Here is a 25,189-nt window from a genome sequence, read left to right as displayed (position 1 = left end):
GGGGGTGGCTGTTTCTAAAAGCCGATTAATGAATCACACGGCGAGCCGTCATATAACGGGAAGACCAGGTGCCGCTGTGGATGTCCGTAATGCGAACGCCGCCGGCGCCGTACGTCTGCAGCAATTTGTTATTGCCCATGTAGATCGCTACGTGGTGAATGACGTGCGGTTTGCCCGGGATGGAGAAGAAGACCAGATCGCCTGCACGCAGGTTGCTGCGGGATACATACGTACCGACGCGAGCTTGCTGCTGCGAGGTGCGCGGCAGGTTGATGCCGATTTTTTTATAGACATATTGGGTAAAAGAAGAGCAGTCAAAGTTACGCGTTTGCCCAGCTTTCGCACCGAATTTGTAAGGTGTGCCAAGATAGCGTTTACCGATGGAAATCACCTGACTCGCACGGGACGATGCGGATGTAGCGGACGCAGTAAGCGCTGTCGCGTTCACTTGCGCACCATCAGCTGTCGCGGCGCTGGCTTGTCCAGGCACGAAAGAAGCGGCGGATAATCCGATCGTAGCCGCGATTGCGGTCACGACTAATTTTTTGTACCAAGTCGTTGTAAGGTTGTTTGTCTTGTTCATCTGGGTTGCCTCCTTAGAGTTGTATTGCAAGCCTTATATAAGGAAAGCGTGCGTACGACGCTTGTGTGCTTGCAGGTAGGCTCATTCGTTGAGCTCCCTTGTTGGTGTGTGTCTCGTTCACCTGTACCCAGTATAGCAGATGAAAAATGGCCTATTATTTACCACGACACGCCCCAAGAAGCGCTACCCTAAGGAGGAGGTCCGATTCTGAGAAAACGCTGAGAATCTTCTGATAATGTTTTTATTGACACGACTTTGAAAGCGTTACACTGGCCGTCGTGCCTAGGCCGAGCGTGCTTCGGAGCTGGATGTCGCCATGGTGTTTATCCACGATATGCTTGGCAATGGCGAGGCCCAGACCTGCGCCTCCTTGCTTGCGATTGCGGGCTTTATCGGTGCGATAGAAGCGATCGAAGACGTGAGGAAGCTCCTCTTCAGCAATGCCGATGCCATGATCAATGACCTCAATCTTAACGCTTTGCTCCGCCTCCTCATATCGGATTTCGACAGGAGCTTGGCTGTACTTGAGCGCATTGTCTATGAGGATAACAAGCAGCTGCTTAATCTGATAAGGGTCGGCCGTTATGATCAGCTTGGTGTTCTCGGCATGCGCCTGCACGTGAATGTCGCGCGAGGACGTGACACGCAGCGAAGCCGCGGTTTGCTCCAGAATCGGCAGCAGATCGAAAGCGATTTTCTGATCGCAGTCGTTGCGGGCGGAGCCGGTGAGCGAGAGCAGGTTTTGCGTCAGCAGCTTCAACTGTCCCGCCTCCGATATGATGGCGCCAAGCGCCTCCTCGCGCAGCTGATCGTTCTGCAAAGCCCATCTGCGCAGCAGGCTGGCATAGCTTTCGATAATCGTGAGCGGCGTTCTCAGCTCGTGGGAAGCGTCGGCGAGGAACTGTTCCTGCTTGCGGAACATCTCCTGCAGCCGGTCGATCATCCGGTTAAACGTCGTGCCCAGCTTGGTGAGTTCATCGTTCGCATGGTTGGCGGGCAAGGGGATATGGCGAAATGAGCCGCTTTCCTCGATATTTTGCATCGTCTTGATGAACTGCTGAAGGGGGCGGAAGAGGACATTGGTATAAAAATAAGCCCCAAACAGCGTCACCCCTAGCGCCCCGACCGCCGTCAAAATAAGAATCGAAATGAGCATATCCGCATAATCGCCGAGTTTGCGTAGACTGCGTCCGATTTCGAGCAGCGCGACTTGTTTGCCGTCTTTGTAGACAGGGGTTCTTACAAAAACCAGGATACCGTTATCGTCTTTGATCAGCGAATTGGACGCCTCGGCGCGGTAGACGGCTGGATAGCGGACTAGATTGCTGTCCGAATAAATCTGATGCTCCACAGACGAATCAGGCAAAATGTAGCGCAGCATCTCCTGCGGAATGAGCATTTCGTCCATCTGCGTGCCGGTTTTCCAAAACTCCGGATGGTGAGGCAGATCGTTCAGCAGCAGCGTGCGTGCTTTTTCCTTTAACAGTTCAATCTCGCCATTGGTGGAGACGCGCAGGAACATGTAGTAGACGAAGGTGAAGCTGACAAAAAGCACAACCATCAAGCCAACGTTCACCCACAGGGTCAGTTTCAGCTTGAGGCTCATGGCGCCTCCTCATCAGGCTCCGTTTTGTCGTCTGCCACGGCGTCGCCTGATTTGAGCAAGTAGCCGATGCCGCGGATCGTCTGGATCAGCTTAACGGCAAAAGGCTTGTCCACCTTCTGCCTGAGATAGCGGATATACACGTCCACGACATTGGTGTCTCCGATGAAATCATAGCCCCACACCTCGGAAATGATCTGCTCCCGCGACATGACCTCATCCTGGTGCTGAATGAGAAAACGGAGCAGCTCGAACTCCGTCGGCGTCAGCTCGATGGCTGTGCCTTCCCGGGTGACGGCGCGGCTTTTGAGATCCATCGTGAGGTCGTCGACCTTGAGCACATGCGGCTGCTCGGGAGGCTGCTCTTGCAGGCTCTTCGTTCTTAAAAGACTGCGGATCCGTGCCAGCAGTTCCTCCGTGGCAAACGGCTTCGTCACGTAGTCGTTCGCGCCTTGATCCAACCCGCTGACGCGGTCGGGGATCGCATCGCGCGCCGTCAGCAAAATAATCGGCAGCGCCGCGTCCACTTGCCTTATTTTTCGCAGCACCTCCAGACCGTTCATCTCAGGCAGCATCACATCGAGCAGCACGATGCCCCATTCGCCCTCATTTAGCGCCGCCTCAAGCCCCGACCTTCCGTCAGTGCGCACATGCACGTCATAGCCCTCATGCTCCAGCTCCAGCTGCAGCACCCGGGCGATGCGCTCTTCATCCTCAATCAGCAGTACTCGGCTCATGCGCCGTTCACCTCACTACGTTTTGTGCCTGATTAGCCTCTGGCTGCTTCTATTGCTTAGTCTCTCAACCCCGCCGATAACCATACATCCCCGCCCCGGGACGGCGCCATCAGCCTAGTCCGCATGGACGTTTTCCACATAAGCTATAAGCAAAGACCTATGACCCACAAAGGAGCGAAGGCGATGAGTATATCGGAGGAGAAAGAGGAGCAGCAACTGGAACCTGTGAAGACGAAGCTGAATAAAGTCGCAATCATGCTGAGAAGCTATGATGCCAGCACGGTCGTCTATATCGAGATTTACGGTAAGCTCAAGAAACGGGAAGTCATGGTGGAGGCGCTCAAACGGCTGGAGGACGGCCTGATCTACACGGATGAGGCATGCACGAATCTGGCCGACAACGAATTTATTGAAGTGTATCGCAAGAAGAGTGTGGCACGGCGGGATGACGATTTTGTTTTTCTGATTGACCGTGCATATGCGGAGAATTATGTGGTGGGTGCGAAAATAATGAAGGTGTAGGTGAAGGCGTGGACACGCCATCTACCGAAAAAGAACCCCTGCACATCCGCCTGGAGGAAGCTCCATAGGCCGAATGTGAGGGGTTCTTGCTGTGTTATTTTACGCCGGAAGCCGTTTCGACGGAAGTCAGGCGGTCATAGAAGTCGACGAAGTTGTTGCGCTCTGCGGAATTCAAAAGCGCCATCGCCGTACGCGGATGCTCGTCCAATGCACCAACGATCATGTACGGAACGAGGTAGCCCCAGTCCCATTTGTCGCGCATCGTAATCATGTGCTTCTCGATAATTTCCAACACCGGACGGATGTCGTAGCGAGCGCCTTTCAGGTGGCTCAGCAGCAGCTCCGTCGTGCAGTTGCCTGCCGCGCGGCCCATGCCGTACACGGAGGAATCGAGGAATGTCACGCCTTTGGCAGCGCCTGTGATCGTGTTCGCGAAGGCGAGCTGCATGTTGTTGTGCATATGAAGGCCAAGCTCCTTCTCAGGCAGCAGGCGTTGGAACTTCGTAACCAGGTAGTCAATGTCTTTCATCGTCATGCTGCCGTACGAGTCTACGATGTACACGACATCGACAGGGCTTTTATTAATTTCTTCAAAAGCTTCCGTCAGCTCATTCTCCATGACATGAGAAAGCGCCATGATGTTCAGGGACGTTTCGTAGCCCATGCTGTTGAATTTCTCAACGAGCTCGAGGCCCTTGTCCACATCTTTGATATAGCAAGCAACACGAATCAGATCCAGCAAGCTGTCTTCGCGCGGCAAAATATCGTTCTCATCCACGCGGCCGATATCCACAAGCGCGGAAAGCTTGGTGTCGGTCTTTTTGGTAATCACATCACGCAGGAAGGACTCGTTCAGGAAACGCCAAGGACCGGCAGCGCCGCCTTTGAGCAGTTTCTCGGAGTTTTTGTACCCGATTTCCATATATTCAACGCCAGCTGCGCTTAACCCGCGATACATATCTTGAACAAATTCAACACTGAAATCCCAATCGTTGACCAAACCGCCATCGCGAATCGTACAATCCAAAATTTTATGCTGGTGATGCTTTACCATACTCGTCTTGCTCCTTTCGACAGCTTTTGTCGTCTGATTTTGCTATATTATCACAGATTGAAAGGCCGATTGTCAATGTAATGAAGTCGCATCCTCGCAACTTTTCAGGCAATTCATGGTAAACTATGTACAATACATGACAAGTCCAGATAAGGGGATGAAGCAAATGGAGCGGAGCACGTGGACATTAGCGAGAGAAGTGGCGGAACGAGCGGCCAAGAAAGCCGGGGAACTGGCGCGGAGCCGTTTTGGAAGTCAACTTGGCACCCAGATGAAGGACGAGCGGGGAGACTTGGTGACGGAGGTGGATGTGCTCGCGGATCGGCTGATCGTCGATGAGATTATGAGCGTATTTCCTACGCACCGCATTTATAGTGAAGAAGCAGGGGAAGGGGGCGCGGCCAGCGAGTGGGTCTGGCATGTCGATCCCTTGGACGGTACAAACAATTATGCGATTGGACTGCCTCTATACGGCGTCTGTATTTCGCTAAGTTATCAAGGTCAGATTATTCTGGGCGTGGTGTACGATTCGCATTTGGGCGTGACCTATTCGGCGGTGCATGGGGGAGGCGCGTGGCAGGAGGATGTGAAGCTTGTGCCGCATCCGCAGGGAGCGCTTGCGAAGTCGTCGATTTCATGGATTCAGGGCCATGTGGTGAAAAAGGACAACCTGCGGGCGCTGCAGCTTCGTCATCATCTGGAGTTTGCGACGAAAAGAGTGCTGCGCCTCTGGGCGCCCTCCATCGCTTGGGCGATGCTCGCTCTCGGCGATCTTTACGGCATCGTGGTGTACGATTCCGAGGGCGAGGATCTCTACGCTGGACTGCTGCTGGCGCAGGAAGCGGGCGTGAAGGTGACGGACTTCGCGGGTGTGCCGCTGAGCCTGTTGAACGGCGGGAACGAGGGCAAGCCGGCGGGTGCGCAATTCGTCGTCGCCGCGGTGCCGGCATATCATGATGAGCTGCTGCGGATGGTGCAGGCGGGGCTGGCGGAATAGGCGGATAGAATTGCTGTGCTGGGTGTGCGAATCCTGGCGCAGCTTTGCAGGCATATGACGGCGGTCGAATTTCGTCCGAGAACCGACTCACCGCCCCCACCGGAATTCGGGAAAGAAGAGGAATAGAGTGGGAGCAAGTGGTGCACGCTAAGAGCAGACTTTCCATTTGAAGGAAGAAAGGAGGCTGGGTGATGAAGGACTTCGTTCCTATCTTTTTTGAATTTGGGCAGAAGCGCGATGCGCTGCTGGCGCTGGATACGCTGGAAGAGCTCGGCTACAAGCCGGAGCTGCTGGAGAGCGAGCCGCGGCCGACGCTGCACATCCATCTCGATGCGCAGGAGATTACCTCCGCGATCGAGATCGCGCAGGCGCACGGCGGCCGCATGGTCGAGAAGCAGGCCCAGTCGGAGCAGGCCGCGTACGCCATGGCGTACGACCTGGAGGGCTCCATCCGTATTCCGGCGCATACCGTGAATGAGGATTGGTCCGACAGCTACGCCGCCGCGGCGGACGCGGTGCCGAGCGACGACGAGGCGGCGTTCGATCCTTCCGCGGATGATTACAACCATTTCTCCGCGGGCATTCGCATTTGAGGCCTCGCGCGGCCGGGAAGCTGGGTGGCGCAGACGCCTCGGTCGAGCCGCGGTCACTTCAGCGGCTGCGCGCTGATGCGAGAAGCTGCTCGCCCCTTTGGTGGCGGGCAGCTTGTTTGTGTTGGGGGTGGGCCAAGCGGGCCCGTCCGAGGCCGCTGCCACTCCAGACCTGGAGTGGCGGCGTTTGTTCGCCGCGCTTGTCAGGTTAAGGCAGCAGGCTGAGAGTGAGATGTCGGTTTTCTCATGTGAAAGCCGGCGGCTCTTCGAAATAGGTTACTTTCAATAACCTATTTTCACGGATTGCCCTTGATTTCCGCAAATAAGATAACGGTCTTATCTTATTTGCGGGTTTCATCGTGTTTCCGGCTCATTTGCAGCAAATAAGTTCGCTCACCTAACTTATTTCCTTACCAAATCGCTTTAAACTTCCCAATGAGATACATCCGTTATCCTATTGGTCTAGCGAAGTGTATGGATTGAGGGGACGGAGAGGGAATCCGGAAGTACGACCAAACATGGGAAGCTGGCATGCAGTCGTAAGCAAACGAATTCAAAACGAACCTGGTTGCTGCAAATATGGCTTGAGGTTGGTGAAATAGAAATAAGCACTTGTCGAGTGCTTAACGAACGGAAGCCGGCGTTTCGCGGTTCAATAAGCATCCCGCGAGTGCTTATTGAACCCATTACTCGGCGTAACGGGCCGATTTGGAGGGAATAAGCACTTGTCGAGTGCCTATTGGCCGAAATCCAGGGTTTCGCGGCTGAATATGCACTCCGTGAGAGCTTATTCAGCTCAGCGCAGCCTAACCAAGGATGAGCTGGAATTCCTCCAGTTCATCGAGGGGATTTGCGCGGAATTTGGCGTGTGAGCTGGAATTTCTCCAGCTCAGTATCGCGATTCCGCGTGGTTTGGGCAAAACCTCCAATATAAGCTGGAGGTTTTCCAGTTGAGCTGCGCTCATAGGGCAAATCGGCCGCAATGAGCTGGAGATTTTCCAGTTGAGCCTATGCGCACAACGGATTTTTTTCTCGTTCCGGCTGCTTCGCATGTAACTTTTCCTCTTGACTTGCGTCTGTTAGGGTAGAAGCAACCCACGTGAAGGAGGGGTTTTCATTGCGCGACATAGTAAGGAAGGGAATCGTGCTCGCGGGCATGTTGACCACGCTTTCGGCAGCGGCCGGTTGCAGCTCGGGAGACGCCCCATCAACACCCATCGCTCAGCAGTCGCCGGGAAATGAGTCGACGTCCAGCGTCTCGCCATCGGCGGCACCGGGCGCGACTTCATCGGCATCACCGGGAGCGGGATCGACGCCGGTCGCTTCCGTGAACCCAGCGTCGGCATCACCTGCGCCGCCCAAAGGCAGCACGCTGCCTGCATCGGCAATGCCGACTTCGCCCGCAGCATCGCCGACCAAGCCGCCATCCAGCCCGGCCTCTTCGCTGGGGTCATCTGCCACGCCTTCCTTCTCCACACCGGAGGAAGCCAAATCTTTGATCGCAAGCCGTGCAAAGGAGACGATTGCGGCCATTCAGAACAAAGACTTCACCAAGCTCGCGGCTCTCGTTCATCCGCAAAAAGGTGTCCAGTTCTCTCCGTATTCCTACATCCAGCCGTCAACCGACGTGATTGTTCCGGCCAGCGGGCTGGCAGCTTTATGGTCGAATTCCTCGCCGACCCATTGGGGCGTGTATGACGGCTCGGGCGACAATATCGACTTGACGTTTCCGAATTATTGGGCCAAATTCGTATATAATGCCAACTTCGCCGCGGCCCCGCAAATCAGCTATAACACGCTGCTGGGCAAGGGCAACATGACCAACAACGTATTCAGCATCTATCCGACTTCTTCCTATATAACAGTTGAATATCATTTCCCGGGGATCGACCCGCAATTTCAAGGGATGGATTGGACCAGCTTGCGGCTTGTGTTCGCCTATACGGCCGGAGCGTGGTATCTTGTTGCGATTGTGCACGATCAGCATACGATGTAAGTGACTGGGACAAATTTATGGAAAACAGTGCTAAAACCGAATTTCTCCTCATAAAATTTAGGGGAATGTTCGGTTTTATTTTTTTGCCAGTGTAAAAAAGCATTGACATCTAGTGTTAGTTGTCATATTATATTCACAATTAAACCGAGTAAACGAATGGGAATTGGGGGATCGCTTCAATGGAAAACAACCTTGTCACCGCCTTTCAAACCAACTGGGTCAGCTTACTTGTCTCCATCGTGGTTATCGGCTTCATTGGCTTCTTAGGCAGAAAGAAAGTAAGTTTTGGTAATCGTGTTTTCATCGGTCTAGGCTTGGGTCTTATCGCGGGTATTATTTTTAATCAGGCTGGCCTGCAGTACAAAAGCGTCAGCACGATCGGGACGATCTACGTCAACCTGATCAAAATGCTTGTTATGCCGCTCGTCCTTATTCTCGTTATTAACAGTATTTCGTCGCTATCGAATTTAACGCAGCTTCGTAAGCTAGGCCTCAAAACCGTCGGCTGGTTCCTGCTGACAACGGGGATCGCGTCGATCATCGGCCTTCTGGTTGCCTTGGCGTTCGATCCAGGCAACGGCATCGCCCAGGCGGTTCCGAAAGATTTTAAAGCCAAAGACATTCCGACATTCTCGCAAGTTATTCTGGATCTTGTGCCATCCAATCCGATTGGCGATATGGCAAGTGGCAAAGTCGTGCCTGTTCTGATCTTCGCGATTTTCGTCGCGGTAGCGATCGTGCATGTCGGCTCCAAGAAACCGGAAGTCGTTGAGCCTGTCAAAAACTTCGTGACCTCCGCAACGGCAATCGTGCACCAAGTTGTAAAATACGTTATCCGTTTGACTCCGTACGGCGTTTACGCGTTGATCGGCGCAATGGCTGCGAAGTATGGTCTTGATACACTTGCACCGCTTGCGAAAATTATTTTAACATCGTACGTTGCCCTGATCATTCACTTTGTTCTAATTTTCGGCGGTCTTGTACTGCTGGTTGCGAAAGTGAACCCGATTAAGTTCTTTAAAAAGGCGTACCCGACTGTGGCCGTTGCTTTCACAACGCGAAGCAGCTACGCAACACTGCCTGTGAACCTGGAAGTGCTAACTAAACGTCTGCGCGTATCTCCGCGTATCGCGAGCTTCGTGGCTCCGCTGGGCGCAACGATGAACTTCAACGGTTGCGGTGGCGTATGGCCGGCAGTTGTCGCCGTGTTCGTTGCCAAAGTCTACAACCTGCCGATGAGCGGTGCCGACTACCTGATCCTGATCTTGGTCAGCGTCATTTCCTCCATCGGGGTTGCTGGCGTACCGGGTCCTGCGGCGATCTCCACGACCGTCGTACTGACTGCGCTGGGTCTGCCGCTGGAAGGTATGGGTCTTGTCCTTGGCGTAGAAGCGCTGATCGACATGGGTCGTACAGCAGTAAATGCAACAGGTACTACCGTTACAGCGCTGCTCGTAGCGAACTCCGAAGGCGAGTTTGACCGCGAAGCGTTCAACAACAACGAAGAAGACGATCTGGAAGTGGCTTCCGCGTAAGCGAAGCCTCAGTGAAGATCAAAAAGACGAACGTCCCCTTGGGATGTTCGTCTTTTTTTTTGCGATGTGTGCCCCGTAGGCGGCCGACCTCCCGAAGATCTAGCCGCGTCTACCTCGCCGCCGCGCTCGTCCCCGCTAAATGGCCGGTCGAAAACGCCGCAGTAATGTTATACCCACCGGTGTATCCGTGAATGTCGAGCACTTCGCCGCAAAAATATAACCCTTCGACCAGCTTAGACGCCATCGTGCTCGGGTCGATTTCTTTGAGATGTACGCCGCCGCCGGTGACGAACGCCTCTTCCAGCGAGAGCGTGCCTTTCACCGTGATAGGAAAAGCCTTCATTAGCCGACAAAGCTCCGTCCAATTCTGCTTCGGGATGTTGTCGTACGTGAGCAGCTCGTCCAGTCCGGCCTTCTCCAGCAGGGGGGGAAGGAGCCGCTCGGGCACGAGGGTTTTGAGCACGTTCTTGATCGCCTTTTTGGCGTCAGCTTTGGCAAGCGCCATGCTCTGGTTGTACAGCTCGTCCACACTGCTTTCCGGCAAAAGATCAACCGTGACGAGCACTTCCATATGCTCGGATTTGTTCAGTTCCTTGACGACGAACTGGCTGCACCGAAGCGCAATCGGCCCGGAGAGGCCGAAATGTGTGAACAGCATGTCCCCGCGGTGCGAGATGATCGCCTTCCCCTTGGCGTTCAGCACGCTCAGCGTGACGTCGCGCAGGGACAGCCCTTGCAGTTCCTTGCTGCGGATGAACGCTTCCTTCGAGGTGAGCGGCACCTCGGTCGGGAAAAGCGGCGTGATCGTATGCCCGCCCGCCTCGGCCCAGGCGTAGCCGTCGCCTGTGGAGCCGGTGTGCGGGACGGAGCACCCGCCGGAAGCAACGATGACGGCGCGGCTGTGCAGCGTCTCGCCGGACTGCAGCAGGACGCCGCTCACGCGGTCGCCGTCGTACAGCACTCTTTTGACCGGACTGTGTGTCCGAATCTCCACGCCTTGGCTGCGCACCTGGCCGATCAGCGCGTCGACGACCGTCTTCGCTTTGTCGCTGACGGGAAACATCCGGCCGTTGTCTTCCTCTTTCAGTCGAATGCCCAGGCCCTCGAAAAAGGCGATAATATCCTGATTGCTGAACTGGGAGAGCGCACTATAGAGGAAGCGGCCGTTGCCGGGAATGTGCTTGATCAGCTCGTCCATGTCTTTGTTATTCGTGACGTTGCACCGGCCGCCGCCAGAGATGCCCAGCTTGCGACCGAGCTTGTCGCCTTTATCTGCGAGCAGCACGCTCGCTCCGTTCTTGCTTGCCGCAATGGCAGCCATCAGGCCGGCCGAACCGCCGCCAATGATGATGACGTCATAAATCATTTATGAAGCTCCTTGCTCTTTTTTACAAATTGTATCATTAAAAGGGACGGTAATCCAAAGGGCATCTCCGACAGCCAAGGTTAGTCACAACATCCACACAAAACGTGCACAACTTGTGAATAACCCTGTGATTTTCGTGGATAACCTAGGCAGTGTTTGTGTATATGTCGATTACTTCTGTGGATAACAACGGAATTTTCCGTATTCATCCACAGCCTCCTATCTGGTGCCGCTACTGCCAAGGCTTTTGAAAATGCGCATGATCGAGCGACAAGTCGAACCATTTGGTATTTAATGAAGCTTCTTGGCCGTAGTAGTGAAGCTCCTTGTCTTTGGTCACGATGAGGGCTTCGCAGTCGGAGCTCCGCTTGGCGAACAGCGAGAGACCTGCTTGCGGATCCAAAGCGCACAGCAGCCGCGCCCACACCTGACATTCCACAATATCCGGGCCAGAGACGGTACACTGGAGGATCGGGTGTGAACCGGCGCTTCCCCGCAGCTCCAATGGGCTGCACGTGGATAGAGCACCTTCGGTCATTGAGATGAAGCCAAGCTGCCGGTGATCGTCCCACGAATTGTGCAAGCCGATGACCCAAGGCTGCGCATCCTGCGCAGGGCCGCCCCAGACGGTGAGCTCGCCGCGAGTCGCAAGCCGTCCTTTGTCAAAGGCCAGCGATTTTCGGATATAGGCAGCGAGCCGTTTAATGGCCCAACTGATCTCAAGCCCCTGCAGATCGATGTTGGTATGCAGCGGCAAGGTGACTGTTTTGTGCGCGGGATCGACGACCCACTCGCGACCTGGCGGCACGAACTGTGGAGACTGTACATGCAGAGGTGAATAATTGCCGTCAGTGACCGCATGATACATTTCAGCGAGAAAAAGCACCTCCAGCATATGGCTGGAAACAAGACAACTTTCGCCCGCAAGTGTATTCAGCAGATTGATTTCGCTGTCGGCCAGTTCGCTGTTAAAGCGTTGATCAACGCGCCGGAACCAATCTGTCCCAGCATGATGAATACGGGATTGATCTTCTTCCGAACAATAAAGCAGCAATTCTATATCAGAGGCCATCGTATGAAAATGAAAAGGCAAATAAGCATGTGGAGAGGCCATCAGGGATTCCTCATTTCTGTCATCAAGTGTGCTGCTTTCAGTATAGCGGCGTTACCTGAGACAGAATTGATAGCGGGCTGAAAGAATGCTGAAGATTGCGCCTAATTTATTGGGGAGAACGGGCAGGCGCCTAGGGCGTGTCTGAATGCTCCGAGGGCCGCAGATTTTGCCGAATTTTCGTTCCATGCAAGGAACTTTTGTGAAGGCGTACCGGGGGTACGTCAAGCGAAAGTGACGCAGCAGGGGGCGAAAAGGTGGTGAAAGATGCCCCTGAGCGGGTTTTCAGACACGTCCTAACTTTCAGCAAGCTTTCAGCGAGCGCTCAGATTGCTTTTAGGCAGGATATGGGATACTGATCGTAGAACTTGTGTAGCGAAATGGATATTAGGGGGACGGCACGCATGCGTCAATTAAAAGGAATTAAAGTACTCCTCGTCGATGACGAGCCGCATATTTTGGAATTTCTCGAGCTGGGCCTGGTGAACGAAGGCTTTGAAGTGATGACCGCTCAGGACGGGATCAGCGCGATTACGATTTGCAGTAAGTTTCAGCCGCATATTGCGATTCTCGATGTGATGATGCCGGGGATGGACGGCTTTGAAGTATGTCGGATGATCAAAAAGCAGGACAACATCGCCGTCATCATGCTTACAGCGAAAGATGAAATCGACGATCGCGTAAAAGGTTTAACGCTCGGCGCGGACGATTATATGGTGAAGCCGTTCTCTTTTGAGGAGCTGCTGGCCCGCATTTATGCGCGAATTCGCAATCATTTTCCGAATCTGTTCGGCGAAGTGATTGTAGGTCCGCTGCGGATCGACGATCGGCGCAAGGAAATCAGCATGAACGATCGCGTGTTGGAGCTGTCGCCGACCGAGTATGAGCTGCTCAAATTTATGGCGATTAATCACGGTCTTGTGCTCAGCAAAACGATGATCCTCGATAAAGTATGGGGCTACGATTTTGGCGGCGAGGAAAACATCGTGGAAGTGTATATTCGATCTCTGCGGGACAAACTCGGCGATAAGGAACATAAGCTGATCCGGACGATTCGCGGCGCAGGCTACCGGATGGATTTGACATGAAACGGCTTCGGCGGTTTACGTCATTTTTTGAGACGAATTCGTTGAAGGTTCAGCTTCTTGCGAGAACGCTGCTGGTCATGTCCGCGCTGCTGCTGCTCATCGGTGTGTTTCAATATGTGTTTATGCAGCAGTTTATGTACCAGAACAAAGCTGAGACCATTCGCAATCAAATCTCGGCATTGCCGCCCAATGTATGGATGCGTGCCGGTGAGGGGCAGGATCGAGCCTCGAGTCCTTTTCTGCCGCGGCAGGACTTCTCTCGGAGCAACCGTCAGGAGGTGCCGGGGGGCGAAGTTCCTCGTATTTTCGTGCCGGATCTTGCTATTGCCATTATCGATGATCAGGGAACCTATAAGCTGGTTTCGTCGCAAGATGAGAATTCAGCTGTCCAATTAAAGAGCGAAGATTATATGGAGCTTCTTCAAAAAACATCGAAGAAAATCGAGTACCGCGTTGTCAAAAACGATAAAGGCGTCGAGCAGCTTGTTGTTTTCCATAAAGTGGGTGGGGACAACCCTGACCGGAACCGCGGTTTTCAAGGGCTGATCCAAGCGAGTACGACCACTTCGCAAATTAAGGACGTGCTGCTGCGGCAGTTGCTTACGTTCTTGTTTCTATCCATGCTGGCCATGATAATGGGCTTATTGGGTTTCCTGCCTGTGCTGCGGCGCACCTTGGTGCCGCTGTCCAATATGGTCGATACGGTCAAACGGATCGATGCCGGAAGTCTCAGCGAGCGGTTTCCTGCGCATCAGGGACAGGTGGAAATCGACCGGTTAGCGACGTCATTCAACGGGATGCTGGAGCGGCTTGAAATTTCTTTCGAAGCGGAAAAAGAAGCCAAAGAGCAAATGCGCCGCTTCGCCGCGGATGCGTCGCATGAACTGCGTACGCCGCTGACGTCGATACACGGCTTTCTGGAAGTGCTGCTCCGCGGCGCGTATCAGCAGCCGGAGCAGCTGCAGAAAGCTTTGCGCAGCATGCATGGCGAGTCAATCCGCATCAACAAGCTGGTCGAGGATCTGCTTTTGCTCGCGCGTTTGGATCGGAAGCCGACGTTTCAAATGTCGGAGGGCCTTCTGGATGAAATGCTTCATGATATGGAGCATCAGCTTCGGCTGCTGGCCGGAGAACGCGAGGTCACATTCCTGCTGGAGCCCGAGACACACAGCGTATACGATGCGGATAAAATCAAGCAGGTGGTTCTGAATTTGTTCCACAACGCTGTGCAGCATACGCATCCCGAAACGGGACGTCTGCGCATCGTATTGTCGAAGGTCGGCGAAGCGGTCGAAATCGCCGTGCAGGACAACGGGCCGGGCATCGCGCCGGAACATCTGCCGCATCTGTTCGACCGGTTTTACCGCATTGACACATCGCGCGGCAGACGCAGCGGAGGTGCAGGATTGGGGCTATCCATCACGCGTTCCATCGTCGAACTGCATGGCGGTACCTTATATGTTGAAAGCGTGGTCGGCGAAGGCAGCACATTTATTGTGCAATTGCCTGGATTGCCGCTCATGCTGGAAGGAGGGGAGTCGCGCTGAGGCGCGGCTCTTTTTTGCCGTTGCAGAAAGGATATCCTCGAAGTCTCGCTCTAGGCTAGAAGTAAACGCTCCCGTCTGTGATAGGATGGAGGGGCGCTGAGTGGGCGAGACGCTGCTAGGAGTCTGGTTTTCGGCGTTTTGCTCTCTTGTACAGCCAATTGGGGGTGATTGGGGCAAGTAGAGAGAGCGAACGGCAGCACTACCTGCAAAACCTGCAGGTATTTTCGCGAAAATAGGGAAAATGGCCATGGAACATGTAAAAGCTACAGCCAAATTTAGCCATTCCCCTCGATTTCCCGGAAAATGGGGGGGAAGGCGACGAATTAACTGCATGAAATGCAGGATTGTTCGAGAAATCATCCGATTTTTCTGGATTTGCTGTAGGAAATACATGTTCTTTGATGGGAGGGACGTCAGGGGGCTGTCCATACTTGTTCGCTGGATATTACAGCGTACACATAGTCATCGTAAATTCAGAGTTCAATCGAATGTCACGTAACTGCTTAAGCACCTGTCGAGGAGCTCGGACAAGTTCCTGCGAATAGGCAGGAATCTTCCGCGAAAATGGAGGTTTCCACAGAATGCCTGCGATAAAGCAGGTTTCCGGACTGAGAGCTTTCAAAAAGCAGATTTTCACCCAAAATTCCTGCTGAATCGCAGGCATTTCATCGAATCTGGAGAGGAATGATGAAAATTCCTGCGTATTTGCAGCTTTGGATGCTCGATCCGAATATGCCCTCTTCCTCTGCATCACCTAATTAATCCAAGGAGGCAGAAATAGAAATCGTTTCACATCCATTGCCTGTCGAATACATCTGTTACAGTACCGAACGAGATGAATTGTTTCGCAGCCTCTCAGATAGGGAGGGGGCCGTTTTACCCCGCCAACCTCCGGCTCGGCGGACGCAGCGCCCAGGAGGCCATGACAAGCACGAGGAAGCCGATTGGCTGCGCGGCAACGGCGAAGCCGTCTCCAGCGAACAGGTGTGAAGCTGCGGCGCCGCTCAGTTCAAAGAAGAAGCCGGCGTAAGCCCATTCTTTTAACCTTGGGAAACGAGGCACGAGTATGGCGATAACCGCAAGAAGCTTCCAAATGCCGAGGATGGTCAGGACATACTCGGGATAGCCGAGCTTGGTCAGCGTCTCGACCTGCTGGTCGCCGTGCGTCATGAACAGGAAGCCGCCGATGACAAAGCTGGCCGGGCCGAGAATGGTCGTTACCCAGAAGGCGATGAGCTTGATTTTACGATTGCTATTCATTATGAAACAAGTCCCCCTTGCATAGCGTTTTCCTTATTTTAGCACACACTCATTAGAAAGGGAATGTTTGTTCGTATTATTTTTTCCTAATTCAGCCAATTCTCAGAAACTTCTCAACCAATGCTCAGTTTGTACTCAGATGGAATTCAGGTTGGGGGCCTATACTTGGTTATGTAAGGAAAACAAATACGAAAGCAAAGGTGGATACACGATATGAAAAAAATCAGCAGAAAAATTCTTGCAGGATCTTTGGTGGCATCTTTTGTCGTAGGAGTCGGGCTCGTAGGCGCTTTACATAATCAAGCATTTGCAGATACGGCGGTAGGGACATCGACATCGACACCGAATGCGCAGATGGGGCACGGCGGCAAAGGCTTCGGGGACAGAGGGTTTGGCGCTCGCGGCGGCTTCGGCGGCGGCAACATCGTGAAGGAAACAGCGACGATCCTGGGCGTCGAGGAAAGCGCGGTGCAGGAAGCGCTGAAAGCGGACAAAACGCTCGCAGCGTTCGCAGAGGAAAAAGGTGTAGCGAAGGCGGACTTTCTGGCGAAGCTGATCGCGGCTGAAACGGCTGCGGTGCAGGAGCAAGTAACCGCAGGCAAATTGACGCAAACGCAAGCGGATGAGATCGTGAAAAACCTCTCCGACCGTCTGACCAAGCAAATTGACGCGCAAGGCTTTGGCGGTGGCAAAGGCGGCCCTGGCGGTCAAGGTGCCCCTGGTGGGTTTGGAGGTCGCGGAGGCTTTCAAGGCGGCGGGAACGTTGTGAAAGAAACGGCGACGATTCTTGGCGTAGAAGAAAGCGCCGTGCAAGAAGCGCTCAAAGCGGACAAAACGCTGGCAGCGTTCGCGGAGGAAAAGGGCGTGGCGAAAGCGGACTTCCTGGCGAAACTGATTGCGGCTGAAACGGCAGCGGTGCAGGAGCAAGTGACAGCGGGCAAGCTGACGCAAACGCAAGCGGATGAGCTTGTGAAAAACCTCTCCGACCGCTTGACGAAGCAGATTGATGCGCAAGGCATTGGCAAAGGCGGTCAAGGGTTCCCAGGCGGCTTCGGCGGCGGTCGCGGCGGCAAAGGAGGCCCAGGCGGGTTTGGCGGGCCATTCGGCAATTCCGAAGTGCTGACGCAGGTGCTTGGCCTTACTCAGGATGAGCTGAAAACCGAACTGAGCGCAGGCAAATCCCTCGCGGACATCGCGGCGGCGAAAGGGATTAGCGAAGACGATTTGATCAGCAAAATCAAAGAGGGCATGACGGACTCCATCAAGAAATTTGTGGAGGAAAAAGGCACGGACCACAAGCGCCCTGCGGACCGTTCAGGCGATCAAACATCGGATAGCGCAACCTCTGCGCAATAATTGAAAACAGGCTGCTCGCTTTTACGCGGGCAGCTTTTTTTCTTTTCCAAATCCCCCAAAGTATTCAGCAAACGCTCAGCTTGCGTTCAACTTACTTTCAGCCTACACTCAGACAGGTTTCAGTCACCCCAAGTAGACTTAGGCTTGTGAAGATTTGTACGGCCTGGGACACGGAATGCCCGGGCAATTCGGGAGAGGGGTATGACGATGAAAGTAGGCAGAAAAAAACGATGGCTCATTGTGGCCTTGGCTGCCATTTTATGTGGAGCCGGCACTTACTATTATGTGACCAAAAACACGAAACCGGCCGCAACGACAACACAGCAAGCAACGATGAAGGTAAGCAAAGGAGCGATAACGTCTACCGTTTCCGGAACCTCTCAGTTGGACGCCAAGGACAAGCAAAATATCGTCATCCCGATGGATGGCATCATCAAAACGATGAATCTCACCCAGAACCAGGCCGTGAAAAAGGGCGATGTGCTCGTCGAGTTGTCCGTGCCTTCCACGGAGACGAATCTCAAGGAAGCGCAGGTTAGCCTGACGCAGATGCAAGCCGACTTGACCGAGCTGCAAAACGAGCAGGGGCACATGACGGTGTCTGCGCCAATTTCCGGCAAGCTGACGCTCTCCAGCAACCTTGATGTCGGCAGCCAAGTGAACAAAACAACGAAAATCGGTACGGTTTCCGATACCTCTCAATTTAAAGTGAAGCTGCCGTTTGCCTTGCAGGAGGCGGTTCAGCTAAAGAGCGGCGATCCAGTCGAGCTTAGCGTAGATAGCTACTTGCTCTCCAAGGTCGGTAACGTGCAGTCGATCGGCCGTGAAATTACAGCGGACGCGAACGGCAACAAAGTCGTCATGGTCGACGTGCTGGTTGAGAACGACGGAACCTTGTCGGCAGGGCTGAAAGTGAAAGGCGCTGTCGGCAGCGGTGCAAGCAAGGTTGAGTCCTCTGATCAAGGGGCGCTGGATTATGTGAAGACGTCGCCGGTTTTTGCGGATGCGAGCGGCACAGTCAAAAGCATGAAGTTCAAAGACGGCGACACTGTCAAGGCCGGCGATCTGATCGCATCCTTGTTCAACGATGATCTTCAGACGAATATAAACGCCAAGCAGGCGCAAATCGACTCCCAAAAAATCAAAGTCGACGATGCCCAGCAAAAGGTCGATCAACTAACGATCAAGGCTCCGTTTGACGGCGTGTTCTCGGCGGATTTTGCCAATAGTAAAAACAACGTGCTGCGGAACTATCCCGTTGGCGCGCAAATTGATGCGAGCACGACGCTTGGCGCGGTCGCAAGCCTGAGCACGATGCAGCTCGCTATTGCGATCGATGAGCTCGATCTGACGAGCATTAAAGTTGGACAAAAAGCGACAGTGAAAGTCGATGCGATTTCCGGAAAATCGTTCACGGGCGAAGTGACGTCCGTATCCAACGTGGGTACGACTTCCAACGGCGTTACGACCTACGATGCGGTGGTTGCGATCCCGAATACGGCGGATAACGAATTGAAATATGCGATGACGGCAACGGCCGAAATCTACATTCAGGATAAAAAGGATATTCTCACGCTTCCGATCCAGGTTGTGACGACATCGAAAGGCAAGACAACCGTGACGGTGAAAAAAGCGGACGGTACGACCGAGGAGCGTGAAATCAAGGTCGGTATTCGCAGCAAAACGCTGGTCGAAGTCGTTAGCGGCTTGACGGAAGGCGAAGAAGTCGTGACGCCTCAGCGCCGGACGACCACGACGAACGGGCAGCAGCAAGGCTTCCCGGGCGGCGGCTTCTCAGGGGGCGAAGGCGGCTTCCCGGCTGGCGGTTTCCAAGGCGGCGGGGGCAACTTCGGCGGCGGTGGCGGCAATGCGGGCGGCGGAGCAGCGACGCGCAGACAATAGGCGGCGGCAGCGCAGCTTGAAGCGGCGCAGAACGGGCGGCAAGCAGCCTCGCTCGGAAAGGAGCTAATGCGATGAGAAACATTATTGAACTCACGGACATCACGAAGAGCTATGCGCGTGGTGCGGAGGAATTGCAGATTTTGCGCGGAATTACGCTGCACATTGCGGAGGGTGATTTTGTGGCGATTATCGGGCCTAGCGGCTCCGGCAAATCGACCTTGATGAATACGATCGGCCTGCTCGACAATCCGACGTCTGGCAGTTATGTACTGGACGGCGTAGCGACGGAAAAAATGTCGGACAACGGTCTCGCGGAGCTCAGAAATCGGAAGATCGGCTTTATTTTTCAGCAGTTTAACCTGCTGCCAAGGCTTACCGCTATGGAGAATGTGGAGCTGCCGATGATTTATGCGGGCATCCCGGCGAAGCAGCGCAGAGAGCGCGGACAACTCATGCTTGAGAAGCTAGGGATGGGCCAGCGCGGCCATCACAAGCCGAGCGAGCTGTCCGGGGGCCAGCAGCAGCGCGTCGCGATTGCGCGGGCGCTGGCGATCTCGCCGTCGCTGATTTTGGCGGATGAGCCGACGGGAGCGCTCGATTCCAAAACCGGCATCGAGGTGCTGGAATTGATTAAAGAATTGAATCAACAAGGCAATACGATTGTGCTGATTACGCACGACCATCATATCGCCGATAACGCCAAACGGGTCGTCACCTTGCGGGACGGACAGATCATCAGCGATATTCGCAACGACGGTCAGGCGGCGCCTGCAAGCTTACCAGAGGAGGCGCATGTATGAGAATTTGGGAACTTTTCCAAATGGCGATCTCCACGGTGCGTGCGAATCCGATGCGAACCATTTTGACCATGCTGGGGGTTATCATCGGTGTGGCTTCCGTGATCACGCTCGTGTCGATCGGACAGGGGACGTCGAAAGCGATTGAGAAGCAGTACGAAGGACTGGGGACGAACCTTCTAACCGTCAGTTTACGCGGAGTAGGCAGGGCAACGCAGCTGAACTACGACGATCTGATGTCGCTTGAGGGAACGGCTGGCATTTCCTCTATCGCGCCGACGATGACCAGCAATACCTCCATTAAGTACGATCGCACGACGGAGTCTTACAACGTAATCGGCACGAACGACCGGTACCTGGAGCTGCAAAAAGGCAGCATCGGCAGCGGACGCTTTCTCGCAGAGGCGGATCTGGATTTCCGCAATCACGTGGCGGTAATCGGCAGCGAGGTCGCGACGACGTTCTTTGGCAAGAACGACCCGCTGGATGAAGAGATTAACATTAACGGCTATATTTATACGATTATCGGCGTGCTTAATTCGAAAGGTTCGAATACCTCTGGAACGTCGCTCGACGGCTCGGTGCTCGTGCCGCTGCCGACCATGAGTCGGGATTTCAAGCTCGGCACGATCCGGAACGCCTATGTGGAGGCGGGGTCCGCCGATCAAATTTCCCGTGCGCAAACCGTTCTGGAAGCGTACTTATACAACAAATTTAAAAGTACATCCGGTTACACGATTCTGAACTCGGCCGAGCTGATCAGCGCTCGTCAGACGGCGTCCAGCACGCTGACGAACCAACTGGTTGCCGTCGCAGCGATCTCGCTGCTCGTCGGCGGCATCGGCATCATGAACATCATGCTCGTCACCGTCAGCGAACGGACCCGAGAGATCGGAATTCGGAAGTCGATCGGGGCGAAGCGGAGAAATATTTTGCTGCAGTTCCTCGTCGAAGCTACGCTCATCAGCGGCATGGGCGGCTTGATCGGGCTGCTGGCCGGGGTGGGGCTGTCGCTCGCATGGCCGTATATCAATCCAAGCCAGGAGACGAGTCTCTCCCTCAATGTCGGATTGTATGCGTTCCTGTTCTCCGCACTTGTCGGCGTTATTTTCGGACTGTATCCAGCGAATAAAGCATCCAAACTCAAACCGATCGACGCGCTCCGCTTCGATTAGGCAACAGGAGGTTAGAAACATGAAAGCCATCAAAACCCTTTCCATCAAACAAACAGGCCTCGCGTTGCTGCTGACCGGCAGCATGGCGGCTGCTTCGTGGGCGGCTCCTGCGCCTAGCGCGTATGCGGCGAACGAGGGCGTTTTTATCTCGAACTCATCCTATTTCATGCTGGGGAAGGCGGCGCTGTCGTCTTCGTCCCTGCAATTCTCCGTATTGTTCCACAATGGGGAGAATGAATCGCTTGATTTTAACAAATACGGCGTTCGGGTGACGGACGGCAGCGGGCACAGCTATACGGCCAATCTGAGTGAGAAAAAGAGCGGCATGGTCGCGCCGGGCTCAGAAGAAAGCTTCCGCTTCTACGCGAATTTGCCGGCCGGAGAATCGGCGGATAGTCTGAAGGTGGATATTTTCCGCTGGAATATGAATAAAGCAAACTTCATGGACGATCTAGGCATGCTGCCGGTCGCTTCCGTCATTGGGGAGGGGCAGCTGGAGGCGCCGGAAGAAATCATCAACCTGCGCACGCTGGACAGCACGCAGTCGATCGATGCGGCTCTCTCCTTCCAGTTGGGGCAGAGCGTACGCGTGACGGAGAACGGCAAATGGTACATGTACACGCAAGTGTCGGCCAAAAACCTGGGCAACAGCTCGGTGAAGCTGCCTTCCAATCTGGCGGTTCGCCTCGTTGATGCGAGCGGCATGAAATATACGTCGACCGTAGCCAGCGGCTCGGATACGACGTTCCTGCCGGGGCAGAAGGATACGCTGACGCTCAAAACGCTTATCACCAAAGGCGTGGCGGATAGCGGTCTGAATCTGGAATACTACTACCTGAATCAAACGGAAGAAGTGTCGCTCGGCACGCTGGGCATGAACAGCTCGCTGAATACGACGACGCTGGGTGCGGAACAAAGCTACGCCGGCCAGCAGGATGGTGAGAACGTCGTGGTGAAAGCCACGTCTTCACAATACTCGAAACAAGCGGACGGCGTTCACGTGCAATCGGTCGTCACGGTGAGCAATAACGGCGACGCGGTGGCGGCGGTGCCAAGCTTTGCCGGCACGTATCAGTTCGGCGACTCGGGCACGTCGGTGTCCACGACGGACAGCAGCGAGCGCAGCGGCTTCCTGGCGCCAGGCGAGACGACAACGTACTATTTGAACGCGACGCTGCCGGTTGGTGTTGATCCGGAAGCTGCGCAGCTTGTCCTGTGGCAGAAGACATCGTCCGGCACAGGTACGGGCAGTACGGGGACAGCGAGCGGTTCGGGTTCGACGACGTCGGGCTCCGGCACAACAAGCACGGGCACGGGTACGGGCACTGTGGGAAGCGGAACCTCAACGGGCAGCGGCTCGACCACAGGCTCAGGGGTAACGACCGGGCAAATGCCTGTGGCTGTTTTCGTGCTCAAAGGCGCAAGCGAAGCGAAGAACGGCTTCACGACCGCTGCGAACTACAAGTTGGGCGACAAGCTAGTGTTTGCGAACACTTCCGTTGTCAATGCGAACCTCGACGTCTCGCTTGTCGAGCTGCATGAGCATGAGAACGACGATCTCGGCTACAAAACGGCGATTGCCAAATTCAAGATTACGAATAACGGCACGAACACGCTCGCGCTTCCAGAACTGGAGAACGCGCTTGTCGACAATAAAGGCAACACGTACACAGGCACGCGCCAAAGCGGCGTGAGCACACAAATTACGCCTGGCAGCTCCTATGTCATTACCTACTCCTACTTGCTGCCGAACAAAACAGCGTCTGATGATCAATCGTTTGCTCTGAACGTCTACGACAACAAAACGGTGTCCGAAGGCAGCGTCTCCGCCGGCACGTACAAAGTGGCGATGCAGACGGAAGATGAGGGCGATACGATTTCGGTGTATCCGTTCTCGTTGAAAATTAAGGACTACTCTATCAGTTGGTTGTACAATAACAACTATTCTTACCAGCTCACGCTCGATATGGACATCACGCACGAGGATCAAGTTATTATCGATTCGAGTTTCTCTGGCATCGAATTTGAAATGGTTGACTCGCTGGGCCGCATCGTCGGCACGCAGAGCGCGACATTGACCGGCACCGCCAAGCTGACCAGCGGCGTGCAAAAAGTCGTCGTCTCCGGCCTCAAAAACGAGCAGGTCGACAATGGCGTCGTCGTCAACATGTATGAGGTCATCACGACACCGAACGGCACGGCGAAACGCCTGTTGAAGCAGTTCCACTAAAGGCGCTTTCCGAAATTATCGCCCATCGTGCAGACAAAGCCTCCATGGTCCCACGGTGATTTGTCTGAAACTTAGCGGTACTTTATTTCGGAAAGTCGCCTAGACGGAGCACGTGGGTAAGCAGCCCCGTTATACAGGTTCGGAAACAAACGCTCCGACCAGAAAACACCCGATTCCGGCTTAACGGCCTGGATCGGGTGTTTTTGCGTGTCGGGAGGGTGGTTGCGGTGCGAAAGTCAGGGAGCAAGCGACTTCGAGAAATGCCTGCAAAATGGCAGTAATTTGATAAAAAAGCGAGCGAATTGAGGAAATGCCTGCGATTATGCAGGCATTTTGGGCGAGAAGCTTCGTTTTGAGCAAAAATGGCTCAAAAACCTGCCTTATCGCAGGCATTTTGCCGAAGCTGCGCTTGCCGCAGGAAATTCCTGCTTGATTGCAGGAAAAGGCCGGTTTCTTGTCGGCGGGGCGCCCACAAGGCGAGGCGCCCATGAAGCGATGGATTCAGTCGACGACGCTGTCCGGCTGAATCCATCGCTTGCTGGTATGCTCGCGGCGCTTGATGACGACGCGGCCCGGGTACACATCGACGATCAGGCTCTGGCTGATCGTTTTGGTCTCGGGCTTGTTCTCCGCGCTCCACACCTGCCGGATGGAGGCGCTCGACGCGGCGGTGAACTTCAGCCGCTTCACTTGGCTGGTCGTGGCCAGGTTCCAGTGGGTGTGACCACTGAACAAAATCACGTTCGGGTGCTCCTCCAGGAGCGCTCGGAGCTGCTCGTGCTGAACGACGCCGCGTTCAGCGTCCGTGCCATCCAGCGTGTGCGGCAGCGGCTGGTGCAGGAACACGAACACGGGCTTGCGGCGCTCCGCCGCCGGCAGGCCCGTGTTGTCCAGGCGCTCGCGCAGCCAGTCGAGCTGCGCGGGCGAGAGGTACGCATCCTCCCCGATGGAGGCGTCCACGTCCCGGTACGCTTCCCCGCTCAGGAAGAGGAAGCGGTAGCCGTCCACGACAAGCTTGCGGTACGGCTTGTCGTAGCCCATCATGCGGTCGAACAACGCGACCGCTTGCTGGCTGGACCACGCCGGATTCAGCTGCGTGGTGTCCATGCCCCCCGACGGTGTGTGCCACACGCCGTAGTAGTCGTGGTTGCCCATGGTCGCCTGCACAGGGGCATGGGGCACATCGCCGAGCAGCTTCAGCAGGCTCGTGTAGTCGCGTTCGGTGCCGTCCGTGAGGTCACCGTTCAAGACAAGCAGCTTGCTGCCCGGCCGCAGCGCGCGATGATCGGCCAGCGCGGCACGGAGAAGCCGCTGCGAAACCGGATCCGACGCCATGACATGGACGTCGCTGAGCACGGAGAAGGAGAAGAGCGGCGCTTCGCTCGCTTTCTCCTTCTTAACAGCCGCCGCGGCTGCGCTGCGCGGCAGGTCGACCGCTGCTACCCTCTCGGCCGTCTCCACGCCATCCCCCACGGAGCCCGTACTCACCACGCCTTTTCCAAGCCGCAGCCTATTCACAATCGCATCGTGCGCCACAGCTCCGCCCCAGGCAACCGCCACCGCACAAGCGCCTGCGATCACCCATCTCGCATAACCTCGCATTGTCCCGTCATCCTTTCCGCTCATTGTGCCCTTGGTTTGCCCAATTCGTTAGGCAATTATCCCAATTCGCGAAAGGAGTGTTGACTTTTAACTCCATTGGTTGTATGGTTAATTACATGAGTAACTAACCAATGTAGC

20 protein-coding genes are annotated in these 25,189 nt (G+C 54.8%); 12 read left to right on the top strand and 8 right to left on the bottom strand.

The window, feature by feature from the left end; all coding sequences use genetic code 11:
• Nucleotides 1–25 precede the first annotated feature (25 nt).
• The 3 genes from ABE504_RS19915 to ABE504_RS19905 all read right to left on the bottom strand — a co-directional run bounded on the left by ABE504_RS19915 (nucleotide 26) and on the right by ABE504_RS19905 (nucleotide 2,923).
• Nucleotides 26–583, bottom strand: a complete 558-nt coding sequence (locus ABE504_RS19915; RefSeq protein WP_430091884.1) for a C40 family peptidase — start codon at nucleotides 581–583, stop codon at nucleotides 26–28.
• Between the two features lie 241 nt (nucleotides 584–824).
• Nucleotides 825–2,189 (bottom strand): sensor histidine kinase, encoded by a 1,365-nt coding sequence (locus ABE504_RS19910; RefSeq protein WP_430091882.1) that lies wholly within the window; start codon nucleotides 2,187–2,189, stop codon nucleotides 825–827.
• The gene (locus ABE504_RS19905; protein ID WP_430091880.1) at nucleotides 2,186–2,923 is read right to left on the bottom strand and encodes a response regulator transcription factor; all 738 of its coding nucleotides are present in this window, start codon (nucleotides 2,921–2,923) and stop codon (nucleotides 2,186–2,188) included. The genes ABE504_RS19910 and ABE504_RS19905 overlap by 4 nt, the downstream gene beginning before the upstream one ends.
• A 183-nt stretch (nucleotides 2,924–3,106) precedes the next feature.
• Here ABE504_RS19905 and ABE504_RS19900 point away from each other — a divergent pair, with 183 nt between their 5' ends.
• Nucleotides 3,107–3,445, top strand: coding sequence for a hypothetical protein (locus tag ABE504_RS19900; protein ID WP_430091878.1), 339 nt, complete (start codon nucleotides 3,107–3,109; stop codon nucleotides 3,443–3,445).
• Nucleotides 3,446–3,539: 94 nt separating this feature from the next.
• On the opposite strand, the gene ABE504_RS19895 is transcribed toward ABE504_RS19900, so the two are convergent.
• Nucleotides 3,540–4,499: an aldolase catalytic domain-containing protein gene (locus tag ABE504_RS19895; RefSeq protein WP_430091876.1), complete on the bottom strand. Its 960-nt coding sequence runs from the start codon at nucleotides 4,497–4,499 to the stop codon at nucleotides 3,540–3,542.
• Between the two features lie 166 nt (nucleotides 4,500–4,665).
• Here ABE504_RS19895 and ABE504_RS19890 point away from each other — a divergent pair, with 166 nt between their 5' ends.
• The 4 genes from ABE504_RS19890 to ABE504_RS19875 all read left to right on the top strand — a co-directional run bounded on the left by ABE504_RS19890 (nucleotide 4,666) and on the right by ABE504_RS19875 (nucleotide 9,617).
• Nucleotides 4,666–5,496: an inositol monophosphatase family protein gene (locus ABE504_RS19890; RefSeq protein ID WP_430091874.1), complete on the top strand. Its 831-nt coding sequence runs from the start codon at nucleotides 4,666–4,668 to the stop codon at nucleotides 5,494–5,496.
• 191 nt (nucleotides 5,497–5,687) lie between these two features.
• On the top strand, nucleotides 5,688–6,089 hold the full coding sequence (locus ABE504_RS19885) for a hypothetical protein (RefSeq protein ID WP_430091872.1): 402 nt from the start codon (nucleotides 5,688–5,690) through the stop codon (nucleotides 6,087–6,089).
• Between the two features lie 1,114 nt (nucleotides 6,090–7,203).
• Entirely contained in the window at nucleotides 7,204–8,082 is an 879-nt protein-coding gene (locus ABE504_RS19880; RefSeq protein WP_430091871.1) for a hypothetical protein, read from the top strand.
• 179 nt (nucleotides 8,083–8,261) lie between these two features.
• The gene (locus ABE504_RS19875) at nucleotides 8,262–9,617 is read left to right on the top strand and encodes a dicarboxylate/amino acid:cation symporter (protein ID WP_430091869.1); all 1,356 of its coding nucleotides are present in this window, start codon (nucleotides 8,262–8,264) and stop codon (nucleotides 9,615–9,617) included.
• A gap of 109 nt (nucleotides 9,618–9,726) precedes the next feature.
• On the opposite strand, the gene ABE504_RS19870 is transcribed toward ABE504_RS19875, so the two are convergent.
• Entirely contained in the window at nucleotides 9,727–10,983 is a 1,257-nt protein-coding gene (locus ABE504_RS19870; RefSeq protein WP_430091867.1) for an NAD(P)/FAD-dependent oxidoreductase, read from the bottom strand.
• 232 nt (nucleotides 10,984–11,215) lie between these two features.
• Nucleotides 11,216–12,097, bottom strand: a complete 882-nt coding sequence (locus tag ABE504_RS19865) for an FAD:protein FMN transferase (RefSeq protein WP_430091865.1) — start codon at nucleotides 12,095–12,097, stop codon at nucleotides 11,216–11,218.
• A gap of 401 nt (nucleotides 12,098–12,498) precedes the next feature.
• Here ABE504_RS19865 and ABE504_RS19860 point away from each other — a divergent pair, with 401 nt between their 5' ends.
• Together ABE504_RS19860 and ABE504_RS19855 are read left to right on the top strand one after the other, a co-directional pair.
• A complete protein-coding gene (locus ABE504_RS19860; protein WP_430091863.1) occupies nucleotides 12,499–13,182 on the top strand; it encodes a response regulator transcription factor in 684 nt (227 codons plus the stop codon).
• Nucleotides 13,179–14,729, top strand: a complete 1,551-nt coding sequence (locus tag ABE504_RS19855) for an ATP-binding protein (RefSeq protein ID WP_430091862.1) — start codon at nucleotides 13,179–13,181, stop codon at nucleotides 14,727–14,729. Before ABE504_RS19860 ends, ABE504_RS19855 begins: the two co-directional genes overlap by 4 nt.
• Before the next feature lie 876 nt (nucleotides 14,730–15,605).
• Here ABE504_RS19855 and ABE504_RS19850 read toward each other — a convergent pair.
• Nucleotides 15,606–15,989, bottom strand: coding sequence for a DoxX family protein (locus tag ABE504_RS19850; RefSeq protein WP_430091860.1), 384 nt, complete (start codon nucleotides 15,987–15,989; stop codon nucleotides 15,606–15,608).
• Nucleotides 15,990–16,202: 213 nt separating this feature from the next.
• Between ABE504_RS19850 and ABE504_RS19845 the strand changes: the two genes are divergently transcribed.
• The 5 genes from ABE504_RS19845 to ABE504_RS19825 all read left to right on the top strand — a co-directional run bounded on the left by ABE504_RS19845 (nucleotide 16,203) and on the right by ABE504_RS19825 (nucleotide 23,449).
• Entirely contained in the window at nucleotides 16,203–17,345 is a 1,143-nt protein-coding gene (locus tag ABE504_RS19845) for a hypothetical protein (protein ID WP_430091858.1), read from the top strand.
• A 201-nt stretch (nucleotides 17,346–17,546) separates the two neighbouring features.
• A complete protein-coding gene (locus ABE504_RS19840; protein ID WP_430091856.1) occupies nucleotides 17,547–19,247 on the top strand; it encodes an efflux RND transporter periplasmic adaptor subunit in 1,701 nt (566 codons plus the stop codon).
• Between the two features lie 71 nt (nucleotides 19,248–19,318).
• Complete coding sequence (locus tag ABE504_RS19835) at nucleotides 19,319–20,047, top strand: ABC transporter ATP-binding protein (protein WP_430091854.1); 729 nt, start codon at nucleotides 19,319–19,321, stop codon at nucleotides 20,045–20,047.
• Entirely contained in the window at nucleotides 20,044–21,219 is a 1,176-nt protein-coding gene (locus ABE504_RS19830; RefSeq protein WP_430091853.1) for an ABC transporter permease, read from the top strand. Before ABE504_RS19835 ends, ABE504_RS19830 begins: the two co-directional genes overlap by 4 nt.
• A gap of 19 nt (nucleotides 21,220–21,238) precedes the next feature.
• Complete coding sequence (locus tag ABE504_RS19825) at nucleotides 21,239–23,449, top strand: hypothetical protein (RefSeq protein ID WP_430091851.1); 2,211 nt, start codon at nucleotides 21,239–21,241, stop codon at nucleotides 23,447–23,449.
• Between the two features lie 501 nt (nucleotides 23,450–23,950).
• Here ABE504_RS19825 and ABE504_RS19820 read toward each other — a convergent pair.
• A complete protein-coding gene (locus tag ABE504_RS19820; RefSeq protein ID WP_430091849.1) occupies nucleotides 23,951–24,910 on the bottom strand; it encodes a metallophosphoesterase family protein in 960 nt (319 codons plus the stop codon).
• Nucleotides 24,911–25,189 lie beyond the last annotated feature (279 nt).

The sequence above is a fragment of the Paenibacillus oryzisoli genome, assembly GCF_050467285.1.
Classification (GTDB): domain Bacteria; phylum Bacillota; class Bacilli; order Paenibacillales; family NBRC-103111; genus Paenibacillus_E; species Paenibacillus_E oryzisoli_A.
Note: the sequence above shows the minus strand (reverse complement) of the source record. Positions and strands in the feature narration are given on the sequence as shown.